This window comes from Caproicibacter sp. (genome assembly GCF_046707225.1).
Lineage (GTDB): Bacteria > Bacillota > Clostridia > Oscillospirales > Acutalibacteraceae > Caproicibacter.
Genome location: NZ_JBJKOP010000036.1, coordinates 139009 through 159198, shown reverse-complemented (window position 1 = coordinate 159198; position 20190 = coordinate 139009). Strand labels below are relative to the sequence as shown.

Here is a 20190-nt window from a genome sequence, read left to right as displayed (position 1 = left end):
TCCAGTTCCTCCCTCTCAGCGGTTCTTATTCAGGATTCTTGTTTCGGTCAGTCCTGTTTTCAGGTTGATAAAACGGACAAACAGGGAAATTTTATTGTCTTCGTTTAAAGCGTTCCAGATTCCGTGGGTCAGTTGGTCTATTCCGCCTTCCAGTGCGACCCGGACCGGTTCGCCCTCAAAGGAAGGGAGCGGATTCCCATCGCCGGAATAGGTATGGATGATTCTTCCCTCCCCGGCGGCGGGGGAATCGTATTCAAAGAACTGGCGGTGCGCAGAGTCCGGCGACCCGTCCCCGCTTTTTAAAATTGATAGGATAAACCGGAACCCGGCCTCCGTTTGAACCATTCCGGAGATTCTGGGCGTGTAGTTCGGAGCATCCGGCTCAAAAGTACGTGTGCGCAGCGCTTCTTCAAATGGTTTGCCTGCCTCCAGATACTCGCAGACCGTGTCCGTCTGATCTCCGTTTGTCACAACCGTAAAAGTCCCCGAAACCCGAACCGGCGAGTAAATAATCAGGGATGGGTCGCTCAGCTTTGACTCGTCGAACGCCCGTGTCCTTATGCCCTGCCCTTCTTCCTCAAAGACCCGGTTCCGGCTGTTCTCGCTGCGCCCCATAATAAAATAGGCAATAACAGCATACTTTCCGTCTTCGCTGTTTCCGAGAAGAATTCCTCTTCCCGGGTAAGGATTGGAACCCAGATATTCCGCTAAATTCATTCGCTGCATGGCAAATCCCCCTTTATCTTCACAACGCCGTTTTCAACTTCCAGAAACCCCGCACAAAACAGAGCGACCGCCTTAGGCAGCAACTTCCATTCCGCCTGCTCCATGACGCGCCGCTGCAGTGTCTCAGGCGTATCGCCCGGCAAAACCTCCACGGCCTTCTGCAAAATGATCGGGCCGCCGTCGCAGACCTCATTAACAAAATGAACCGTAGCGCCCGTCACCCGAACCCCTTTTTCCAGCGCGGCCTGATGCACCCGCAAACCGTAGCAGCCCTCCCCGCAAAAAGCCGGAATCAGCGACGGATGGATGTTGATCATCCGGTTCCGGTAACGTTCAATCACGCGCGGGCTGATAATCGTCATGAAACCGGCCAGTACGATGAGTCCGACGCGTTCCCGCTCCAGCAGGCCGATCAGCTCCGTATCGTAATCACCCTGTTCGGAAAAGCTGCGGCGCCGAAGCACCTCGGTCCGAATCCCAGCCTGTTCCGCGCGGGTCAGGGCATAGGCGTCTTCTCTGCTTGAAATTACCAGAGTGATCCTGCCCCCCGGTATTTTTCCGGCTTTCTGCGCATCGATCAGCGCCTGCAGGTTGGTTCCTCCGCCGGAAACAAGAACGGCAATGTTCAGCATAGCTCGACGCCTTCCCCGCCTTCGGCAATTTCACCGATGATACGAGCCGGCATTCCGTTCGCGTTCAGAAATTTCACCGCCCGGTCGGCATCCTCCGGGGCTACGGCGGCGCACATTCCGATTCCCATGTTAAAGGTGTTGTACATGTCGCGCTCCGGGATATTTCCCTGCTGCTGCAAAAGAGCAAAGACCGGCATTTGCGGCAGACGGTTCTTTTCGATTCGGGCCGTCACGCCCGCCGGAAGCATACGCGGAACATTTTCATAAAATCCGCCGCCTGTAATATGGGAAACCGCCTTGACACGGATCTGCCGCATCAATTCAAGCATCGGTTTGACATAAATCTTCGTCGGCTTAAGCAGTTCCTCCCCCAATGTGCAACCAAGATCGCCGATCTGCATGTTCACGTTCCGGTCCCCGATATTGAATACCTTACGCACCAGGGAAAAGCCATTGGAATGCAGTCCGGAGGACTCCAATCCGATCAGCGCGTCCCCGGGGCGAACAGAAGTACTGTCCAGCATTCTCTCGCGGTCTACAACGCCGACTGTGAATCCGGCAAGGTCATATTCGTCGGCTGGGTAAAAGCCGGGCATCTCCGCGGTTTCTCCGCCGATCAGCGCACACCCGGCCTGAACGCAGCCATCCGCGACGCCGGATACGATTTTCTCAATACTTTCCGGGTGATTTTTGCCCACGGCCAAATAATCCAGAAAGAACAGCGGTTTTGCACCGCAGCAGACCACGTCGTTCACGCACATGGCAACACAGTCGATGCCGATCGTATCATGCTTGTCCATTAAAAACGCAAGCTTCAGCTTGGTTCCCACTCCGTCGGTACCGCTGACAAAAACCGGAGTCTTCATTCCCGAAAGATCCGGCTGGAACAAGCCGCCGAATCCCCCAATTCCGGAAAGGACTCCCGGTATGTTCGTCCTTGCCACATGGCTTTTCATCCGTTCCACAGCCTGGTATCCCGCCGTCACGTCCACACCGGCCGCCTTGTAACTTTCACTGTAACTTTTCATTCTTTCCTCCATCAATCTGCTTGATTAACCCTTTCAGAGCTGTTCCGCCTGCGCACGAATCGCTGCGTCTTTCGTGGCAACCTTTTCGCTCATCTGCCGTTTCATCTGCTCCAGCTTTTCCGCCAGCTCATTATTTCCAAGGGCGAGAATCTGCGCCGCGAGGACAGCCGCGTTCTCCGCGCCGTTAACGGCTACGGTCGCGACCGGAATTCCGCCGGGCATCTGTACGGTCGCGAGCAGCGCGTCCAGCCCTTCGAGAGCGGAAGATTTCATTGGGATTCCAATGACCGGCAGAGTGGTGTAAGCCGCAAGCACGCCTGCCAGGTGCGCAGCCATCCCGGCGGCGGCGATCATGACGCCGAAACCGTTAGCTTTAGCATTCTTTGCAAATTCAGCCGCCTCGGCGGGTGTCCTGTGTGCGGAAAGGACATGTACCTCACAGGGGATTTCAAGGGACTTAAGCTTTTTGACTGCCGCCGAGACAACCGGAAAATCACTGTCGCTTCCCATAATCACGGCTACTTTTTTCATATTCTGCATTTTTTATTCTCCTTTTTCTGCTTAAACAAAAGACTGGCGGATCACTGCTGATGCAAATGGCAGAAGAGAACGCGACTGCCGGAACCCCGAAACAGAAAAAGGCTGCGCCCATTTCCGGCGCAGCCTGCAGTTCTACTGTAGAGTTTTAACACATCCGGCAAGGGCGGTGCCGACAGAAATTTTCCGAATCCGATTTTTTTCCAACCCTGTCATTGCATCCACCTCCGAAATCTCACCCTAATATTGTAGGGGATTCCAACAACAAATTCAACTGTTCCCTTCCTAAAGAATGCTTTTTCGACTCTTTAGCAAGGAATACAAATCAAGAGAGAATTAACTTTGTGCAGACTTACCTGTCTGCCCGCCCATTGGGGCGTCAACGACCAATTCCTTAATTGAAGTGGCAAGACCTGCAAGGGATTGAATCTGGGACGGGATGATAATCTTGGTCGCCTTTCCGTCCGCAGCCTTCTGAAACGCTTCCAGACTCTTGAGCGCAATCACATTCTCGGCCGGATTGGCGGTATTCAGTAAAACAATACTGTCGGCCAGGGCTTTCTGTACCAGCATAATCGCTTCCGCCTGGCCCTGTGCTTCCAGAATTTTGGTCTGTTTCGCGGCGTCGGCGCGCAAGATGGCGGATTCTTTGTCGCCTTCCGCAATCAGGATCGCACTGCGCTTTCCACCCTCAGCGGTAAGAATCTGGGCGCGGCGCTCACGCTCGGCCTTCATCTGTTTTTCCATGGAATCCTGAATTTCTTTCGGTGGAATAATATTCTTCAGTTCCACACGGTTGACCTTGATGCCCCAGGCGTCGGTCGCCTCATCCAGGATCGTGCGGATTTGCGTGTTGATGGTGTCGCGGGACGTCAGGGTTTTATCTAATTCAAGATCTCCGATAATATTTCTCAATGTTGTGGCGGACAGATTTTCTATTGCGGAAAGCGGACGTTCCACACCGTATGCGTACAGCTTGGGATCCGTAATTTGGAAATAAACCACCGTGTCGATCTGCATCGTCACGTTGTCCTGCGTAATCACCGGTTGGGGGGGAAAATCGATGACCTGTTCCTTCAGCGAAACCCTTTTTGCAACTTTATCAACGAACGGAACCTTGATATGCAGACCGGTATTCCAGGTAACATGATAAGCGCCGAGACGCTCCAGAACATATGCGTGAGCCTGCGGCACCACCTTAATGTTTGAAATCAGCAGGATGATTACCAAAAGAATAATGACAATGCCGATAATAAATCCAACCATGAATAATCCCTCCATAAAAAATTAATCGGTCTTTAAACGGACGATCAGTTTCACGCCGTCTATGGATTCAACGGATACGCGCGATCCGATGGGAATAACGGAGCCGTCGGACGAGCGCGCCGTCCAGATGCTCCCCAGAACATTGACCTGACCCACGCCAAGCGTATTGTTGATTTCAACCGTCACGACGGCAATCTTTCCAAGATAACGGTCGGCGTTTGTTCCGGTTGTTTTAAAATCCAGAACTTTTTTGACAAACGGTCTTGTGGCAATCAGCGTAACCGCGGAAACAAGCGCAAAAACAAGCACCTGCACGGAAGGCGAGGCTCCAAGAAGACTGGCGATCAATCCCCCGACTCCGCCCACAACAAACCAGATGGAAACCAGCTGCGCCGTCGAAGCTTCCAAAACAGCTGCAAGCACAATGACGGCAATCCAGATAAACGGCATATATAGAATATAAATTGGTAAGACCCCCTTAAAGGACCTGATTGTTTTAGCTTTTACTCCAGTCTTATCGTACCATAAAACCATGAAAAGCGCAATATAAACAGAACAGAATCAGACTGTGGTCGTGGCTCTGCTTCTCTATTATTTGGTCCCGCTTCTTTTGATCCGTAAAAGCTCTGCTCAAATTGTGATAGAATCACGAATCTGTTCAAAAATTTTATCGCCGATTCCCGATACATTCTTAATTTCTTCAATCGAGCGGAACGGCCCGTTTTTTTCGCGATAATCCACAATGCGCTGAGACAGTGTTTTTCCGATCCCGTTTAATCCGTCGCTCAATTCCTTTGGGGTCGCCGTATTAATATTCACTTTGCCGTTGATTCGAGCCGTCGAAGACAAGCCCGATGAAACGGCACTCCGCAGGCCGGATGAAACCGCAGAATCGGAGGATGCCGGTTCCGGTCTGCTTGACAAAGCCGGCGTTTCCGATTGCGAAGAAGATTCCTGTCTCCACGCTACGGTCGCGTCCGGCACATAAAAGGCGTTGTAGCCGATCATTAGCGAGCAGATCAACGCCGCCAGTAAAATCAAAAGCCTCTTTTGCCGGGATTCCTCGTCCATTTTGGTCCCATCCCTTTAGAATCATAACTAAAGCAGAGTAAGCCGATTCAGAAAATCCGTAAAATAAGCCGGCAACTCGCTGGAAAACTCCAGATACCTTCCGTCGCGGGGATGCACAAAGCCGATGAGCCTGGCATGCAGGCACTGACCGTCCAGTCCCGGAGCCGGCTTTTTCGGTCCGTAGACGGGGTCGCCCGCCACCGGGTGACCCAAATAGGCCATATGCACCCGGATTTGATGAGTGCGCCCGGTCTCAAGCTTCAGCATGACATGGGTAAACCCGCGGTACCGGGCAATAACCTGATAATGCGTCACGGCGTTTCTGGAATTCTGTTTGGTAACGGCCATCTTTTTACGATCGACCGGATGGCGCCCGATGGGAGCATCCACCGTACCGCTGTCTTCCTTCAGATTGCCGTGTACAACCGCCTCGTAAATCCGCGTGAAACTGTGGTCTTTAATCTGAACCGCCAATTTCTGATGGGCGAAATCGTTTTTCGCGACAATCAGCAGTCCGCTGGTATCCTTGTCGATCCGATGCAGGATTCCAGGCCTCAACACTCCGTTGATTCCGGAAAGAGACGCGCCGCAATGCGCAAGCAGAGCGTTGACCAGCGTTCGGTCCGGATGACCGGGCGCGGGATGAACCACCATGCCCTTCGGTTTGTTCACCACCAGCAGGTCGTCGTCCTCATAGGCGATTTCAAGCGGAATCTTTTCCGGCCGGACTTCAAGTGGGACAGGGTCCGGAACCCGGATTTGAAAAAAATCCCCCTCCGCGCAGCGATAACTTTTGCTCAAAGGCCGCCCGTCCTTTGTAATAAGCCCGTCGTCAATCCATTTTTCCGCCGCGGACCGGGTCACATTTTCCATGCTCAGGCTGAGAAACTTGTCCAGCCGCAGACCGGCCTGTTCCGCCTCTACCGTTTTATGCTGCAATTCCATCATTATTTGGTCCGAAGAACTTTTTCCGCGCCATGACTGTCGTCCGCGAAGAACAGGACATGTATCATTAAAAACACGGTTCCCACCGTAACGCAGCAATCGCCGAAATTGAAGATTGCGGGAAAAAAGGAAACATGAATGTAGTCCACAACATAGCCCTTTAAAACGCGGTCGATCAAATTTCCGATTCCGCCGCCCACAATCAGTGCGGAGGCTGCGTAAGAAAAGAACTCATGATTTCCGTAGCGGAACAGTGCGTAAATAATCAGGATGCAAATCACCAGCGTGATCCCAATAAACAGCCATCTTTGATTTTGAAGAATACTGAACGCCGCTCCCCGGTTTTCCACATAGACAAAAGACAGCAGGCCGTCAAAAATGGTTTTTACCCCGTCCGGCTTTAAATATTGAATCACCAGCAGCTTTAAAACCTGGTCTGCTGCAATGACCAGAACCGACAGTAGCAGTATGATGAAAGGCAAAAAAACATCTCCTTATCAAAAAATTCATTCGATACGATTCACTCTATTTATTATAGAGGCGCGTTCATAGTTTGTCCACAAAAAGATAGGAAAAAGAACCATAAACCCCGACAAAGCCGTCCCATAACAAAAAAGCCGTACCGAGCAGCCTTTGCCGGCTGCCGGCACGGTAATACAGTTTATTGTTACTCGAGCGCTTTCGCGCACCGGGCACAGATATCCGGATGCTCCGGATCGGTGCCGACCGAATCGCTGTAGCACCAGCAGCGGGCACATTTTTCCCCGTGAGCGTGCGCCACCGAAACAGAAAGCTCCGGAAGCTCCTCGCCCTGGAACGTGCCGGACCCCTCGCTGAAAACTTCCACGCCGGAGACAATCAAGACGGTCTTCAGCTCATCTTCCACCGACTTTACGAAATCGTAAAGTTCGCCGGTGCAATAAAGCTGAACTTCCGCGTCAAGCGGCGCGCCGATTGTTTTGTCCTTACGGGCAATTTCAAGCGCCTTTTTCACTTCATCGCGAATTTGATGAATCCGGTCCCACTTTGCGACGAATTCCTCATCCGCATTCACATCCACGGGCTTCGGGAGGTCGTTCAGCATGACAAATTTCTGGTTCTCGCGGCTCAGATGCGGCATGCTGTGCCAGATCTCATCCGAGGTAAAGGCAAGAATCGGGGCAACCAGACGGGTAAGACCGGAAAGAATCAGGAACATCGCGGTCTGCGCCGCGCGGCGTTCCTCACTCTCCGCCTTTTCCACATAAAGTCTGTCTTTCAGCACGTCGAGATAAAAATTCGACATATCCACCACGCAGAAATTATGAATCGCGTGATAGGCGGCGTGGAATTCAAAGGTCTGATACGCCTTGTCCACCCCTTGAAGCAGGCCGTTAAAGCGGTTGAGAGCCCAGCGATCGATCGGAAGAAGACGGTCGGGGGAAACCATATCCCTGTCCGGTGTAAAGTCGGAAAGATTTCCAAGAATGAAGCGGGCGGTGTTGCGGATTTTCCGATACGCATCGGAAAGCTGCTTCAAAATTTCATTGGAAATACGAACGTCCGCCTGATAATCGCTGGAAGCAACCCAAAGACGGAGAATATCGGCGCCATACTTCTGGACGACTTCTCCGGGCGCGATGCCGTTGCCAAGGGACTTTGACATTTTGCGCCCTTCCAGATCAATGACCATTCCGTGCGTCAGCACCGCCTTATAGGGGGCCTGTCCCCTCCAGGCAACACTGGTTAAAAGCGATGATTGGAACCATCCGCGGTGCTGATCGTTCCCTTCCAGATAAAGCTCTGCCGGCCAGTGCAGGTCGTCGCGGGTGGTCAGAACCGCGGCATGACTGCAACCGGAGTCAAACCAAACGTCCATGACGTCGGTCTCCTTCGTGAATTCCGTACAGCCGCAATCGCAGTGCGTTCCCTTCGGCAGCAGTTCTTCCGCCGAATGGCTGAACCATGCGTTGGAGCCTTCTTTCCGGAAAGCGGACGCAACCGCCTCGATCGTTTCGCGGGTGACAAGCTCTTTCCCGCAGTTCTTGCAGTAAAAAATCGGAATCGGTACTCCCCAAAGGCGCTGGCGCGAAATGCACCAGTCCTTGCGGTCGCGGACCATGGAAGTAATGCGATCGCGTCCCCATTCTGGAATCCACTGTACCTTGTTGATTTCTTCCACCGTTTTGTCCTTGATCGCTTCCACGGAGCAGAACCATTGCTCCGTGGCGCGGAACAGCACCGGATGCTTGCAGCGCCAGCAGTGCGGATACTGGTGGATGATGTGCTTTACGGCAAGCAGGGCGCCGATTTCCTTCAGATAATCGCGGATGGCGCCGTTCGCTTCTTCCGTGGTCAGACCTTTAAAGCGTTCGCCGGCTTCGGCGGTCATCCTGCCACGGCTGTCGACCGGCACAATGACAGGAATTTCCGGGTAAAAATTATGGCAGACGTCATAGTCTTCAATTCCGTGTCCCGGAGCGGTGTGAACGCAGCCGGTCCCGCTTTCCAGTGTGACATGGTCGCCGAGGATGATCGGGGACGGGCGGTCGATAAACGGATGCACCGTGCGGATATGCTCCAGCTCGCTGCCCTTGAATTCGGCAATCTTTTCATATTCCGAAATGCCGGCTTCCTGCATAGTTGCTTCCGTCAAAGCGGACGCAAGTACATAATACTCGTCCCCCGCTTTTATCAGGGAATAATCGAATTCCGGGCCAAGGCAGATCGCCGTGTTCGCCGGAATCGTCCAAGTCGTCGTCGTCCAGATCACGAAATACGTCTTTGAGAGATCCGCGCCCTTGGCCGTCAGCAGACCTTTATCATCCGTCACGCGGAATTTTACATAAATGGAATCACAGGGATCCTCGCTGTATTCAATTTCCGCCTCGGCCAAAGCCGTTTCATCATGCGCGCACCAGTAAACCGGTTTCAGGCCCTTATAAATATAACCTCTTAAAGCCATCTCGCCGAATACTTCGATCTGCTTCGCTTCGAAATCCGGGCTGAGCGTTTTATAGGGATGCTCCCAGTCTCCGATCACGCCGAGACGCTGAAACTGTTCGGTCATGCTGCTGATGTGCGCTAGGGCAAAGTCCCTGCACTGGTTCCGGAAGTAAACGGGATCGTCGTTCCTGCTGTCCAGCCCGACACTGTCGATCGCCTTCCGTTCGATCGGAAGGCCGTGGGTATCCCACCCGGGAACATAAGGGGCCTTGTAACCGGCCATATTGCGGTACCGGACAATGATATCTTTCAGAATCTTATTGAGAGCGGTTCCCAAATGGATGTTTCCGTTCGCGTACGGAGGGCCGTCATGCAGCACATAGAGAGGACGGCCTTCGTTTTTTTCCAAAACTTTCTGATAAAGATCTTCTTCCTGCCACTTTCCCAGCTGATCCGGCTCCCTTTTCGGTAAGCCCGCCTGCATTGGGAAATCAGTCTTTGGAAGGTTCAGGGTGCTTTTATAATCCATTGGTTGACTCTCTCCTTAAGATTTAGAATTCATGCGGTTTTTAATCCTGCGCCGACTCGGCTTCAAAGCAGGAGATGTCAGCCTGGAACATCTCGGGTGCTTCCTCGCCGACTTGAGCGGCAGAAACACTTTTTGGTTCCGGCTCCGGCAGCGGAACAGACGCGGGTACATCCGCTTCCTGCTTTAACTCCGGCTTATTGGAGGGCAAGGCGTCGATCAGAGTGAGGTGTTCTTTATATGCGGCAAGCAAATGGGAGCGAAAATCCGAAACAGCCCGCTGCAGGCGTTCCATTTCCTTTCTTTGTTCCTCGGTTTTCTCACGCGCTTCCTGTTCGATATGCTCGGCTTTCAGATTGGCGTCTTTCAGGATGATCTCCGCCCTGTGGCGCGCTTCGCGCACGGACGCGTCCCCAACCTTCTGGGCGCTGATCAGGGCATTTTTGATTTCATCCTCCTGAGAGCGGAATTCCTCGACCTTGTCGGCAAGAATTTTCACTTTTTCGGTCATCTGCTGATTTTCAGCTCTCAGCTTATCAATCAGCTCTTCCTGTTCAACCTCTTTTTTCTGCATTTGGTCGACAGTATCCTTGACCTGATCGATAAAGACGTCAACGTCGTCGGTTTTGTATCCGGAAAAACCTGATTTACGAAAACTGGCGTTAATAATGTCGTTCATCGAAAGCATAGAAAACACACCCCTACTACAAATATTTTCGGCCTTTTATGATAAGTCTGCCCTTTTTGGTGACAGGTCCCACTCGGTCAAGGACAAACCGGCCTTTTCCCCTGACGGAAAGCTTGTCGCCCTCCCGGATTTCTTCCGAAGGAGAAACAACGGTATCATGATTCAGCTGCACCAAACCGGAACGAATCATCTCTGAGGCTTTTTCCCGGCTTGTAGAGACCGCCGCCGCGGCCGCGCAGTCCAGTCGCGCGGAAGCGATTACGGCGGTCCATTCCTCAAAATGATGCGCCTGCGGCAGAGGCTCGCCGTATCCCTGCGACAAACGAACGCCGACGCCGCCGATTTTCGAAATCTGAGAGATCAGGAATTCGGAAATTTCATCCCGGCAGAAAAAAACGCATCGGCCTTCCTCAACAAGGATATCTCCGAGGGCGCTTCGTTCAATTCCGGCATGAAGAAGCGCCCCCAGAAAATCCCTGTGGGAAAGCCTGTCGCATTTTCGGAAAGACGCAGTTACTGCCGTAATGGGAAAAGCGTCCCCTTCCGGCTGCATAAAGTCGGGGAACGCGCCGAACATCACGCGTTCCGCATCGGGATAGCCACCCCAAAGCATTGTGCTCCGCTCTTTTTCCCGCTGTGCGAATCCATGAACTGCAAAGGCCTCCCGCTCATCGAGAAAGCCCATGAACCTTGCTCTGCCGGCGGATGAGGAAAGGCGCATGAGGTCGCGAAATCTGGATTCAAGCGCCGCCGAACCCGGTTTCTGTTCCATTAAAAGTAAACGCCGTTACTTTCCAGCTCGTCCAGGACATCGTCCCCGGTCAGGTCGACGTTGTACGGCGTTATAATGAACGTGCTGGTTGCAACGCGCTTGATTTTTCCGCCGTTGGCGTAGGCAACTCCGCTGAGAAAGTCAATGATTCTGCGTGAAACATCCTTGTTGGTGTTTTCAAGATTCAGAACAACGGTGTGCATTTTCAGCAGTTCGTCCGCAGTAGCGCAGGTTTCTTCCCCAAAGCGCTCCGGTTTGAAAAGAACCACCTGAAGCTGAGCCGTCGCATGGATATTGACAACCTTGTTCCCCGAATTGATCGCCTGCATGCGTCTTGCGGATTCACGCTGCTGCATTTCAGCTTCGCTTTCTCTTTTGTCACCAGCCATTGAATCTACCTCTTCCGGCTCTTCCGCATAGTCGTATTCGTATTCGTCCTCGGGCGGATTCCACATGTCCTTGATTTTTTCTACAAATCCGGGCATAAAATGAGCACCTCCAAAAGCCTATCTATTATAATTTCTCGGTCCGAACAGAGCCGTGCCTACCCGAACCAGATTGGCGCCAGCAAGGATTGCCTGGGGATAATCGGCAGACATTCCCATTGATAAAAAGTCCATAGCTACATTATCTATTTTTTTGCTCTTTATGTCAACAAAATATTGATTCATCTGCAAAAAATAATTCATTGTCTCTTTTTCCGATGCTCCGGCCGGAGGAATAGCCATCAGTCCGCGGATCCGTACTCCCGGAAGAAGGGAAACTGTTTCTATCAGTTCATACAGATTCTGGGGCAGAACGCCTGATTTATTCGGCTCATGCCCGATATTTACTTCAATCAGTATATCGGTCGTAAGATTCTGTTTTTCACTCAATCTTGAAATTTCTTTTGCCAGTTTTTCCTGATCGACAGACTGAATCATGGAAACGCGCCCGATCAGATATTTCACTTTATTGGTCTGCAAATGGCCGATAAACTGAAGCTCACAGTTCGAAAGGTCGTAGGAGTCAAGCTTATCCTCCAACTCCTGCACCCTGTTCTCCCCGATATGATCGATTCCAAGTTCAATTCCGTGGTTGATGATCTGCGCGGAAACGGTTTTGGTCGCGGCCAGCAGAGTGATGTCCTGCGGAGTTCTCCCGCTCTTGACCGCGGCCTCCGCAATCCGTCCGCGAACTGTTTTTAAATTCTCTTCAACATCCAAAAAACGCTGTTCCAGATCACTGGACAACTTTTCCGTCATATAAATCAGTCCCTTCCTCAACAACTTCATCATGCAGTTTGATGGTTTCGTCCGTCATCAGAGCCTTCATATTCGGGTTCGGATCGCAGATCACATAATTATCCGTACTGTAAAGCGGCACGATCTGACGAAAACTGAGTTGACTGCCATGAAGAACATATACCCCGCTGACTTCCTTTTTAGTCGTTTTAACGTTCCCTTTTTCATCTTTTGTCTTTTTTGTCACGGTTTCAAAATGGAGCGCTTTCTGGCTGACACGGATTCCGGTATACTCCCGTTCGACTACCTGGGCTGTTTCCTTGCGGATGGACGCCAGTTCGGAATTCATGTTGCTGCACTGAAGAATTACGGCCGCGGGAGAATCGGAGCCGTCCTGGTTAACGGCCGCGACGGACGCGGGAACGGTTACGTTTGAAACAAACGGGAACCGAAGGGATACGGTACCTCCGTCCGCCAGCTGCCTGAACCCCGCAGCCTGCCCGGGTGAAACCGTGAACACGAAATACCACTCATAGCTTCTGCTGATCTTCCCAATGGAGGAATCGGAGGCCGTCTTCGCGCTCAGGGCCGCCTGAATCCGGTCGCAGGTAAGGGTTTTAACCTTGGAAAAATCGATCGCGGATTCAAAGCCGTCGGTAGAAGAGATAAAATAGCCGGAATCCGACGATACAATCTTACTCAGCGCGGTGCCCGCCTGCTGATTCAGCGTTGCGTGCTCCGCCTCAAGCTCCTTCAGCCTTGCGCTGAAATCAGTGGCCTTTCCCGTAATAATCTGGCGTTCATTCAGAAGATACAGCAAGTCCTCCCGCGTCTTGTTCAGCGATGACAGAGAGCCGGACACGGTCTGCCCAAGAAGAGCGGATAACTTGCGGTGAATCTGCTCGTTCAGGGAATCCGGACTTGCGGCATAGGTATCACCCGGAGACTGCAATTCCTCCAGCTGCTTGATTTCGTTATCCACGCTTGCCATTTTATGAAGGGCGGTCACCTGCTGCTCGCTCGAATAAACCTTGGCCACAACGCCGCCCTTCGCGACCTTATCGCCGGAAGAGAGAACGTAATCGATCACACCGCCGCTGCTTTTCAGCGGAACCTCGTCCCGGACTGCGATTCCGTTCACCTGCACGGAATCGGAAGCGGTAAAATAAGAAGCGGTTTCGGTCTGAATCCCCGTGTAATGGGATTTGTAGACCTGATACCCGACGTACAGAAGCAGCAGCAGCGCGATGGCCGACGCCGCAAGGCGTCTGAGTAAGGGATTGTTCATGGCAGGGCCCACCCCTTTTTCAGAAGAATTTCATCCGCTCTGCGGCACACGGAGCCAAAATCGGGTTCCTCGTCAAGGTAAATCCATTCGACCTGCTCCTGCCTCCGGAACCAGGTGAGCTGGCGTTTCGCGTAACGTCGGCTTTCCCGTTTGACCTGTTCCGTCGCTTCCTCAAGGCTGCGTTCGCCGCTAAAATACGGGAGAAACTCCTTGTAGCCGATCGCCTGCCGGGCGGTCGTTCCGGCAGGAAGGGCAAGCACCCGTTCCGCTTCACGCACCAGCCCAGCCTCCACCATGCCGTCGACGCGCCGGTTGATCACTTCATAAAGTTTATTTCTGTCGCGGTAATCCAGACCGACCAGGCACGCGTCATAAGGCGACGGTTCCAGGCGGGACCGCTCGACCTGCTCGGTCATGGTCGTTCCCGTCGTGCGGTAAATCTCGATCGCGCGCACAAGACGCGCGATATTGTTCGGATGAATCCGCTCCGCCGACCTGGGATCAAAGCTCTTCAGCTCTTCCCACAAAGCGAGCGGTCCATGTTCTTCGGCCCTGCGAAACAAACTTTCCCTCAGCACTTCGTCCCGGCCCTCCGGGGCGAAGCTCAGGTGGCGAAGCAGGGAAGCGACATACAGGCCCGTCCCTCCCGCGAGGAAAGGCATACAGCCCCGTTCTGAGATTTGCCGGATTCGTTCCGATGCCAGCGCAACATAATCGGCGACGCTAAACGGCTGTTCCGGGTCCTGAAACCCGATCAGATGATGGGGGACACCCCTCATCTCCTCCCGTGTCGGCTGTGCCGTACCGATGGCCAGGCCACGGTAAATCTGCATGGAGTCGGCGGAAACGACCTCGCCCCGACGCCGCAGGGCAAGTTCCACCGCAAGCCGGCTCTTCCCCGTGGCGGTCGGGCCGACGACCGCGGCGACCGGAATCCGGTCCATCACTGTATCCTCCCAAACTGACGCTCAAGGTCTTTTTTCCTAAGCAGGAAGGAAACCGGCCTGCCGTGCGGGCAGTACCGAACATCCTCCCGCTCCACCCGCCGGGCAAGCGCAGCCAGCTCCATCGGGGAAGTATTATCGCCCGCCTTGACCGCCGCGCGGCAGGCAACATTATGGTACAGCCAGTCGATCTTCCGCGTCGTCAGATCGTTCTTGTTTTCGGCGAGATAACCGGCTATTTCCATCACCGCCCCGGAAATATCCCCGTCATTCAGAATCATCGGGGCGCTGCGCACCAGCACCGTTCCGCCGCCGAAATCCTCCAGCTCGAAACCGGCCTGTCTGCAAAGACCGAGCGACTCAAGCACCGCCGAGTACTCGTTTTTTTCGAGTGTGACCGGCACCGGCTCCAGAAGCATCTGGCAGAACGCATTTCCGCCTTCGTTCTTCAGCTTCTCATACAGCATCCGTTCGTGCGCCGCGTGCTTGTCAACAAACACAAGGCACTCGCCGCGCTCCAGCACAATGTAAGTGCCGAACGCTTCCCCAAGCAGCCGTTCCGGTTCTTCCGGCGCTTCCTCACGTGCTTGTGCAGCCGGCACGGAGACCGGTCCGGGAGTTCCTTCCACGCGCTCCGGGGCAGCCGCCGGGAAACTGTCGGCTGCCTCCTCCGGCCTCTTCGAAACTGTCATCGCTCCAAAGCCGGAAGCCGGTACCGCGCGCGGCGCCGGCGCTGACACTTCCGGAAGATCATCCGCTTCGATGTCACAAGCTGAATCGTTCACGGCGTAGCTTTTTTCCCGTACCGGCGGCACCCGTGGAAAACGGGCATCCTCCGGTTTTTCCTCCGGCCCGGCGGGGAAACGAATCTGAACCGCATTTGGAACAGAGGGAAGCTGCGTCCTGCTTTCTCCGTGAAGGGAAAGCACCGTTGGAGTGTCCCCACGGTTAAGAGCGGTTTTCACGCCGTGATAGACGGCGTCGAAAACGGGCTTTTCATTGATAAACCGCACTTCGAGTTTCGTCGGGTGGACGTTGACGTCCACCGTTCCGAACGGAATCCGAAGATGAAGTACGCACGACGGAATCTTTCCCACCATCAGAGACCCCTTAAACGCCTCTTCCAGCGCAACGGAAGCGGTCCGTGTGCGGACATAGCGGCCGTTGATAAAAAAGTTCTGCATGCTCCGGTTCGGTCTGGCCGCGGAGGGTTTGCAGACAAAGCCGCTCAGCTTGATTCCGTTCAGCTCGTATTCAACGGGAATCATTCCGGAGGTAAACTCCTTCCCATACACCGCGTAAACGGCGGATTTCACCCGGCCGTCCCCCGGCGTGTGGAGCGTTTCCCTCCCATCCCTCAAAAAGCGGAACGAAACCTCCGGATGGGACAGCGCCGCTTTGTCCACGACGGCGGCGACCGCGTTGCCCTCGGTTACGTCTTTTTTAAGAAATTTCATTCTGGCCGGCGTATTGTAAAACAGATCGCGCACCACAAAGGTTGTCCCCTTGGGGCAGCCTGCATCTTCGCAGATATGCTCCCCTTCTCCGTCGATCACGTAATGAGTACCCGCAAGCTCTTCCGCCGTGCGGGTCAGAAGCTCCACGCGCCCCACAGCGGCGACGGAAGCCAGAGCCTCGCCCCGAAAGCCGAGCGTAGCAATCGAGTCCAGATCCTCGCGGCCGGAAATTTTACTGGTTGCGTGAGACAGGAAAGCCAGCGGTACGTCTTCCCGTGCAATGCCGCAGCCGTCGTCGGCAACGCGCAGAAAGGTAGTCCCCCCGTTTCGGATTTCGACCGTAACGCCTGTCGCACCCGCGTCAACCGCGTTTTCCACCAGTTCTTTGGCGACGGAGGCCGGGCGCTCCACCACTTCGCCCGCGGCGATCAGCTCCGCGACGTGTTTTTCCAGCACATTGATTTTTCCCATAGCGCGCCCTTCTTTCCGATTTTCTTTTATAGAGACAAATCCATAATCAGGTCGTCGTAATATCTGTCGTCAACCCGAAAATAATTTCTGATGCGCCCAACGGCCTGAAACCCGAATTTTTCATACAGGCGGATTGCATTCACATTATTTGCATAGACGTCGAGGTGAATCGCTTTCAGCGTACCGGTTTCCCTTGCAAAACGGATGAGTTCGGTCAAAAGGGCGCTCGCCGCGCCCTGCCGCCAGTATTTTTTTCGTACGGTAATTCCCAGCTCACAGTTGTGGGCGATTCTTTTCTTGCTTTCCGCCGCAAGGTTCGCGGAACAGGCCAGCTCGCCGCCGACAAAACCCACCAGAAAGAGATTGGCCGGATTTTCACTCTGGTCCCGAAGAAATTGCTTTTCTCCTTCGACCGTAAACCGGCATTCATTTTCCCCATAGGTGAGAAAATCGCTTTCCCCGCCGACTAGGTTCATGTACGCCACCAGCTGCTCCGCGTCGCTCTCCTCCGCCGGACGAATCAAAAGCTCTTGTCCGTCCTTCAAAATACTTTTTGCCAAATCCTTAACCCTCTTCTGAAAATCCGTTTTACTTTGCAAGCTTCGTCAGTTCAAACAGCGTGTTCATGCATTCGATCGGCGTCAGGGTATTGACGTCCAGCCCGCCGAGCTTGTCAAGAATCTCCGTTTGGTTCGGCGGAATCAGCGCAAGCTGCATATCGTCTTCGGAATCCTCCGGTTTTTTCATGTTTCTCTTCGGCGGCGGCACCGCGTTTCCGCTGTCCAGCTCCGCCAAAATCTGTTTCGCGCGCGTGATGATCCGGTTTGGAACGCCTGCCAGCTTGGCCACTTCAATCCCGTAGCTGTCGTCCGCTCCGCCGCGGATGATACGGCGCAGAAAGGTGATGTCGTCCCCGCGCTTTTTGACCGCGATGTTGTAATTCTTGACCCCCGGGATCAGCTCCTCCAGTTCGGTCAGTTCATGGTAGTGGGTCGCGAACAGGGTCTTTGCGCCAAGCTGCCTGCGGTCCGCCACATATTCCAAGACCGCCCGCGCTATGCTCATGCCGTCGAACGTCGAGGTTCCGCGGCCGATCTCGTCCAAAATCAAAAGGCTGTCGCTTGTCGCTTCCTTCACAATTTCCGCCACCTCCGCCATTTCCACCATAAAGGTGGACTGGCCGGAGGCCAGGTCGTCCGACGCACCGACCCGGGTAAAAATCGCGTCCACAATGCCGATTTCCGCGCTCGCCGCCGGAACGAAGCAGCCGGTCTGCGCCATAATGACGATCAGGGCGATCTGCCTCATGAAAGTGGATTTCCCCGCCATATTCGGCCCGGTGATAATCGCGACCCGGTTTTCCTCGCGGTCCAGGTCCGCGTCATTCGGTACAAACGGTTCTTCGGAAAGCGCTTCGACGACGGGATGCCTGCTTTCCTTCAATATGATTTTTCCGTTCAGATTTACGGTGGGTCGGATATATTTCCGGTCGGCCGAAACCTGAGCGAATGAGAGAAGGACATCCAGACGCGCGACGGCGGCGGCCGTTTTCTGCACGCGGGTCATCTGCGCCGCCACCTGCTTCCTGACGGAATCAAAAAGCTGATACTCGAGCTGAACGGATTTGTCGTGCGCGCCAAGGATGCGGCCCTCCAGCTCTTTCAGTTCCGGGGTGATAAACCGTTCGCAGTTCGTCAGGGTCTGCTTGCGGATATATTCGGGCGGTGCCTGGTCCTTGTAGGCGTTGCTGATTTCTATGTAATAGCCGAACACGCGGTTGTACCCGACTTTCAGCTTCGGGATTCCCGTGCGTTCGCGCTCCTGAGCCTCAATCCGGGCAATCACTCCGCGCCCGTCGCTCATGTCGCCTTTGAGATGGTCCAGCTCTTCGCTGAATCCGGGGCGGATTACGCCGCCTTCCCGCACGGAAAACGGGGGCTCGTCCACAATCGCGCGTTCTATCAGCCCGCGGAGATCCTGAAGCTCGTCAATCTCCCCCCAGATGCCGCGGAGCATTTCGGAGCGGGAATCCTTGAGCAGCGACTTGAGCATGGGAAGCGATTCGCACGCGAAGGAAAGGCTCCGAAGCTCCCTGCCGTTCGAATTCCCGTAAACGATGCGGGACATCAGCCGTTCCAGATCGTGAATTCCGGAAAGGCGGTTTGACAGGCCGTCGCGGAGGATGCTGTCGTCAAAAAGCTCCTCCACCGCGTTCAGGCGGCGGCCGATCTGCGCCGGGCTTAAAAGCGGATTTTCGATCCAGCTGCGGATCAGCCGCTTCCCCATCGCGGTCCTCGTCCGGTCCAGAACCCATAAAAGCGAACCGCGTTTTTCCTTGCTCCGCATGGTTTCCAGCAGCTCCAGATTCCGCCGCGTATTCAGGTTCAGCCGCATGTACTGGGTTCCGCTGTACAGGTCCAGATCCTCCATACGCTCCAGCCCGGCGCGTTCGGTCCGTTTCAGGTATTTGAGCAGCGCACCGACTGCGCGTGTGATTTCCGGTTTTTCAGAAAGTTCCAGCTCATCCAGATCGTCTTTATGGAACTGCTCCAGCACCAGCGGGGCGCAGGTTTCCGAGGCAAAGTCGTCTCCGGAAAGCAGTTCCAGACTGACGCTCATGCGTTTTTTAATAAAATCAGGAAGCGTGCTTAAGTCAAGCGCTTCCTGCCCGATCAGAATTTCACGCGGAGAGAACCGGCTCAGCTCGTTGATCAGCCTTTGGGTCAGCTCCTCCGCGTTCTTTCCGTACAGCGTGGTTGCGTGCAGCTCCCCGGTGGATACATCCGCGAAACAAACGCCGGCCTGCGTGCCGGAAATGCACAGGGAACAGATATAGTTGTTCTTTGACTCGTCCAGCATGCTGTTTTCCAGTACGGTTCCCGGCGTCACGACACGGATGATGTCCCTTTTCACCAGTCCCTTTGCCAGGGCGGGGTCTTCCATCTGCTCGCAGATGGCAACTTTATAGCCCTTTGAAATCAACCGCGCGACATAGGTTTCATAACTGTGAAACGGTACGCCGCACATCGGCGCCCGCTCCGCCTGCCCGCAGTCGCGCCCCGTCAGCGTCAGCTCCAGTTCGCGCGAAGCGAGCTTCGCATCGTCGTAAAACATCTCGTAAAAATCGCCGAGGCGGAAAAAAAGGATCGTATCCGGGTACTGTTTCTTGATTTCAAAATACTGCTTCATCATGGGAGATAATTCCGCCATATTTGTTGACCGCCTCCGTTAATCATTCAATCCGGCATTCGCTTGAACCGGGGAAAAACACTCAGTGGCAGCCGCTGCAGGAGCCGCATTCTCCGCCGCAGGAATGTTCGGCATAATCGGCCGTTTCCGGGTCGGCGCCGGAGGCGCTCTGTTCAATGATCGCGTTAACCCGGCGCAGCAGAGTGTCAATCTCCGCCTTGGCTTCGTTATAGGCGATCATGCTCGGAATTTTCATGATCGTTTCGTAAAGGCCTCCCAGCTCCTGATTGTAGGCCTGTATTTTTTCCTGATCGCGGTCCTGCTTCTGCGCTTCCGATTCCAGCGCCATCCGTTTCAGATTGTACTGGCCGATCAAATCCTGAAGCTTCCCGTCATTGTCGGTATTCTGTACCGCAAGCTGCATTTTCAGGTACCGCTCGTCCTTTTGAATCTCTTTGCCCAGTTCTCTTGTCATTTGAATAATATCCATGATTCATTCTCC

20 protein-coding genes are annotated in these 20190 nt (G+C 54.0%); all 20 read right to left on the bottom strand.

Annotated features, from left to right (window positions below):
- Positions 1–15: 15 nt before the first annotated feature.
- Complete coding sequence (locus tag ACLQ3M_RS09920) at positions 16–726, bottom strand: IMP cyclohydrolase (protein WP_411677527.1); 711 nt, start codon at positions 724–726, stop codon at positions 16–18.
- Positions 714–1358 (bottom strand): phosphoribosylglycinamide formyltransferase, encoded by a 645-nt coding sequence (gene purN, locus ACLQ3M_RS09915; RefSeq protein ID WP_411677526.1) that lies wholly within the window; start codon positions 1356–1358, stop codon positions 714–716. Before purN ends, ACLQ3M_RS09920 begins: the two co-directional genes overlap by 13 nt.
- Positions 1352–2386, bottom strand: a complete 1035-nt coding sequence (gene purM / locus ACLQ3M_RS09910) for a phosphoribosylformylglycinamidine cyclo-ligase (protein ID WP_411677525.1) — start codon at positions 2384–2386, stop codon at positions 1352–1354. Before purM ends, purN begins: the two co-directional genes overlap by 7 nt.
- A gap of 33 nt (positions 2387–2419) precedes the next feature.
- Complete coding sequence (gene purE, locus ACLQ3M_RS09905) at positions 2420–2917, bottom strand: 5-(carboxyamino)imidazole ribonucleotide mutase (protein WP_411677763.1); 498 nt, start codon at positions 2915–2917, stop codon at positions 2420–2422.
- Positions 2918–3259: 342 nt separating this feature from the next.
- Complete coding sequence (locus tag ACLQ3M_RS09900) at positions 3260–4189, bottom strand: SPFH domain-containing protein (protein WP_411677524.1); 930 nt, start codon at positions 4187–4189, stop codon at positions 3260–3262.
- A gap of 21 nt (positions 4190–4210) precedes the next feature.
- Positions 4211–4612 carry an NfeD family protein gene (locus tag ACLQ3M_RS09895; RefSeq protein ID WP_411677523.1) on the bottom strand — a complete coding sequence of 134 codons (402 nt, stop codon included), beginning with the start codon at positions 4610–4612 and terminating at the stop codon, positions 4211–4213.
- Positions 4613–4819: 207 nt separating this feature from the next.
- A complete protein-coding gene (locus ACLQ3M_RS09890) occupies positions 4820–5260 on the bottom strand; it encodes a ComEA family DNA-binding protein (protein WP_411677522.1) in 441 nt (146 codons plus the stop codon).
- 27 nt (positions 5261–5287) lie between these two features.
- On the bottom strand, positions 5288–6208 hold the full coding sequence (locus ACLQ3M_RS09885; protein WP_411677521.1) for an RluA family pseudouridine synthase: 921 nt from the start codon (positions 6206–6208) through the stop codon (positions 5288–5290).
- Positions 6208–6687 carry a signal peptidase II gene (lspA, locus tag ACLQ3M_RS09880; protein WP_411677520.1) on the bottom strand — a complete coding sequence of 160 codons (480 nt, stop codon included), beginning with the start codon at positions 6685–6687 and terminating at the stop codon, positions 6208–6210. Before lspA ends, ACLQ3M_RS09885 begins: the two co-directional genes overlap by 1 nt.
- Before the next feature lie 185 nt (positions 6688–6872).
- On the bottom strand, positions 6873–9659 hold the full coding sequence (ileS, locus tag ACLQ3M_RS09875; protein WP_411677519.1) for an isoleucine--tRNA ligase: 2787 nt from the start codon (positions 9657–9659) through the stop codon (positions 6873–6875).
- Positions 9660–9699: 40 nt separating this feature from the next.
- Positions 9700–10344, bottom strand: a complete 645-nt coding sequence (locus tag ACLQ3M_RS09870) for a DivIVA domain-containing protein (RefSeq protein ID WP_411677518.1) — start codon at positions 10342–10344, stop codon at positions 9700–9702.
- 16 nt (positions 10345–10360) lie between these two features.
- Positions 10361–11116, bottom strand: coding sequence for a YlmH/Sll1252 family protein (locus tag ACLQ3M_RS09865; protein WP_411677517.1), 756 nt, complete (start codon positions 11114–11116; stop codon positions 10361–10363).
- A complete protein-coding gene (locus tag ACLQ3M_RS09860) occupies positions 11116–11601 on the bottom strand; it encodes a cell division protein SepF (protein ID WP_066642491.1) in 486 nt (161 codons plus the stop codon). Before ACLQ3M_RS09860 ends, ACLQ3M_RS09865 begins: the two co-directional genes overlap by 1 nt.
- A gap of 21 nt (positions 11602–11622) precedes the next feature.
- A complete protein-coding gene (locus ACLQ3M_RS09855) occupies positions 11623–12360 on the bottom strand; it encodes a YggS family pyridoxal phosphate-dependent enzyme (protein ID WP_411677516.1) in 738 nt (245 codons plus the stop codon).
- Positions 12338–13627 carry an HlyD family efflux transporter periplasmic adaptor subunit gene (locus tag ACLQ3M_RS09850; RefSeq protein ID WP_411677515.1) on the bottom strand — a complete coding sequence of 430 codons (1290 nt, stop codon included), beginning with the start codon at positions 13625–13627 and terminating at the stop codon, positions 12338–12340. Before ACLQ3M_RS09850 ends, ACLQ3M_RS09855 begins: the two co-directional genes overlap by 23 nt.
- Complete coding sequence (miaA, locus tag ACLQ3M_RS09845) at positions 13624–14571, bottom strand: tRNA (adenosine(37)-N6)-dimethylallyltransferase MiaA (RefSeq protein WP_411677514.1); 948 nt, start codon at positions 14569–14571, stop codon at positions 13624–13626. Before miaA ends, ACLQ3M_RS09850 begins: the two co-directional genes overlap by 4 nt.
- Entirely contained in the window at positions 14571–16499 is a 1929-nt protein-coding gene (mutL, locus tag ACLQ3M_RS09840; RefSeq protein WP_411677513.1) for a DNA mismatch repair endonuclease MutL, read from the bottom strand. Before mutL ends, miaA begins: the two co-directional genes overlap by 1 nt.
- Before the next feature lie 26 nt (positions 16500–16525).
- The gene (locus ACLQ3M_RS09835; protein ID WP_411677512.1) at positions 16526–17059 is read right to left on the bottom strand and encodes a GNAT family N-acetyltransferase; all 534 of its coding nucleotides are present in this window, start codon (positions 17057–17059) and stop codon (positions 16526–16528) included.
- 28 nt (positions 17060–17087) lie between these two features.
- Positions 17088–19709, bottom strand: a complete 2622-nt coding sequence (mutS, locus tag ACLQ3M_RS09830) for a DNA mismatch repair protein MutS (RefSeq protein ID WP_411677511.1) — start codon at positions 19707–19709, stop codon at positions 17088–17090.
- A 61-nt stretch (positions 19710–19770) separates the two neighbouring features.
- Positions 19771–20178, bottom strand: a complete 408-nt coding sequence (locus ACLQ3M_RS09825; RefSeq protein ID WP_411677510.1) for a YlbF family regulator — start codon at positions 20176–20178, stop codon at positions 19771–19773.
- Between the last annotated feature and the right edge of the window lie 12 nt (positions 20179–20190).

Excerpts from the sequence above, each read along its gene's own strand:
- ACLQ3M_RS09920 (WP_411677527.1), bottom strand. The coding sequence starts at position 726 with ATGCAGCGAATGAATTTAGCGGAATATCTGGGTTCCAATCCTTACCCG.
- purN (WP_411677526.1), bottom strand. The coding sequence starts at position 1,358 with ATGCTGAACATTGCCGTTCTTGTTTCCGGCGGAGGAACCAACCTGCAG.
- purM (WP_411677525.1), bottom strand. The coding sequence starts at position 2,386 with ATGAAAAGTTACAGTGAAAGTTACAAGGCGGCCGGTGTGGACGTGACG.
- purE (WP_411677763.1), bottom strand. The coding sequence starts at position 2,917 with ATGAAAAAAGTAGCCGTGATTATGGGAAGCGACAGTGATTTTCCGGTT.
- ACLQ3M_RS09900 (WP_411677524.1), bottom strand. The coding sequence starts at position 4,189 with ATGGTTGGATTTATTATCGGCATTGTCATTATTCTTTTGGTAATCATC.
- ACLQ3M_RS09890 (WP_411677522.1), bottom strand. The coding sequence starts at position 5,260 with ATGGACGAGGAATCCCGGCAAAAGAGGCTTTTGATTTTACTGGCGGCG.
- ACLQ3M_RS09885 (WP_411677521.1), bottom strand. The coding sequence starts at position 6,208 with ATGATGGAATTGCAGCATAAAACGGTAGAGGCGGAACAGGCCGGTCTG.
- ileS (WP_411677519.1), bottom strand. The coding sequence starts at position 9,659 with ATGGATTATAAAAGCACCCTGAACCTTCCAAAGACTGATTTCCCAATG.
- ACLQ3M_RS09870 (WP_411677518.1), bottom strand. The coding sequence starts at position 10,344 with ATGCTTTCGATGAACGACATTATTAACGCCAGTTTTCGTAAATCAGGT.
- ACLQ3M_RS09865 (WP_411677517.1), bottom strand. The coding sequence starts at position 11,116 with ATGGAACAGAAACCGGGTTCGGCGGCGCTTGAATCCAGATTTCGCGAC.
- ACLQ3M_RS09860 (WP_066642491.1), bottom strand. The coding sequence starts at position 11,601 with ATGCCCGGATTTGTAGAAAAAATCAAGGACATGTGGAATCCGCCCGAG.
- ACLQ3M_RS09855 (WP_411677516.1), bottom strand. The coding sequence starts at position 12,360 with ATGACGGAAAAGTTGTCCAGTGATCTGGAACAGCGTTTTTTGGATGTT.
- ACLQ3M_RS09850 (WP_411677515.1), bottom strand. The coding sequence starts at position 13,627 with ATGAACAATCCCTTACTCAGACGCCTTGCGGCGTCGGCCATCGCGCTG.
- miaA (WP_411677514.1), bottom strand. The coding sequence starts at position 14,571 with ATGGACCGGATTCCGGTCGCCGCGGTCGTCGGCCCGACCGCCACGGGG.
- mutL (WP_411677513.1), bottom strand. The coding sequence starts at position 16,499 with ATGGGAAAAATCAATGTGCTGGAAAAACACGTCGCGGAGCTGATCGCC.
- mutS (WP_411677511.1), bottom strand. The coding sequence starts at position 19,709 with ATGGCGGAATTATCTCCCATGATGAAGCAGTATTTTGAAATCAAGAAA.
- ACLQ3M_RS09825 (WP_411677510.1), bottom strand. The coding sequence starts at position 20,178 with ATGGATATTATTCAAATGACAAGAGAACTGGGCAAAGAGATTCAAAAG.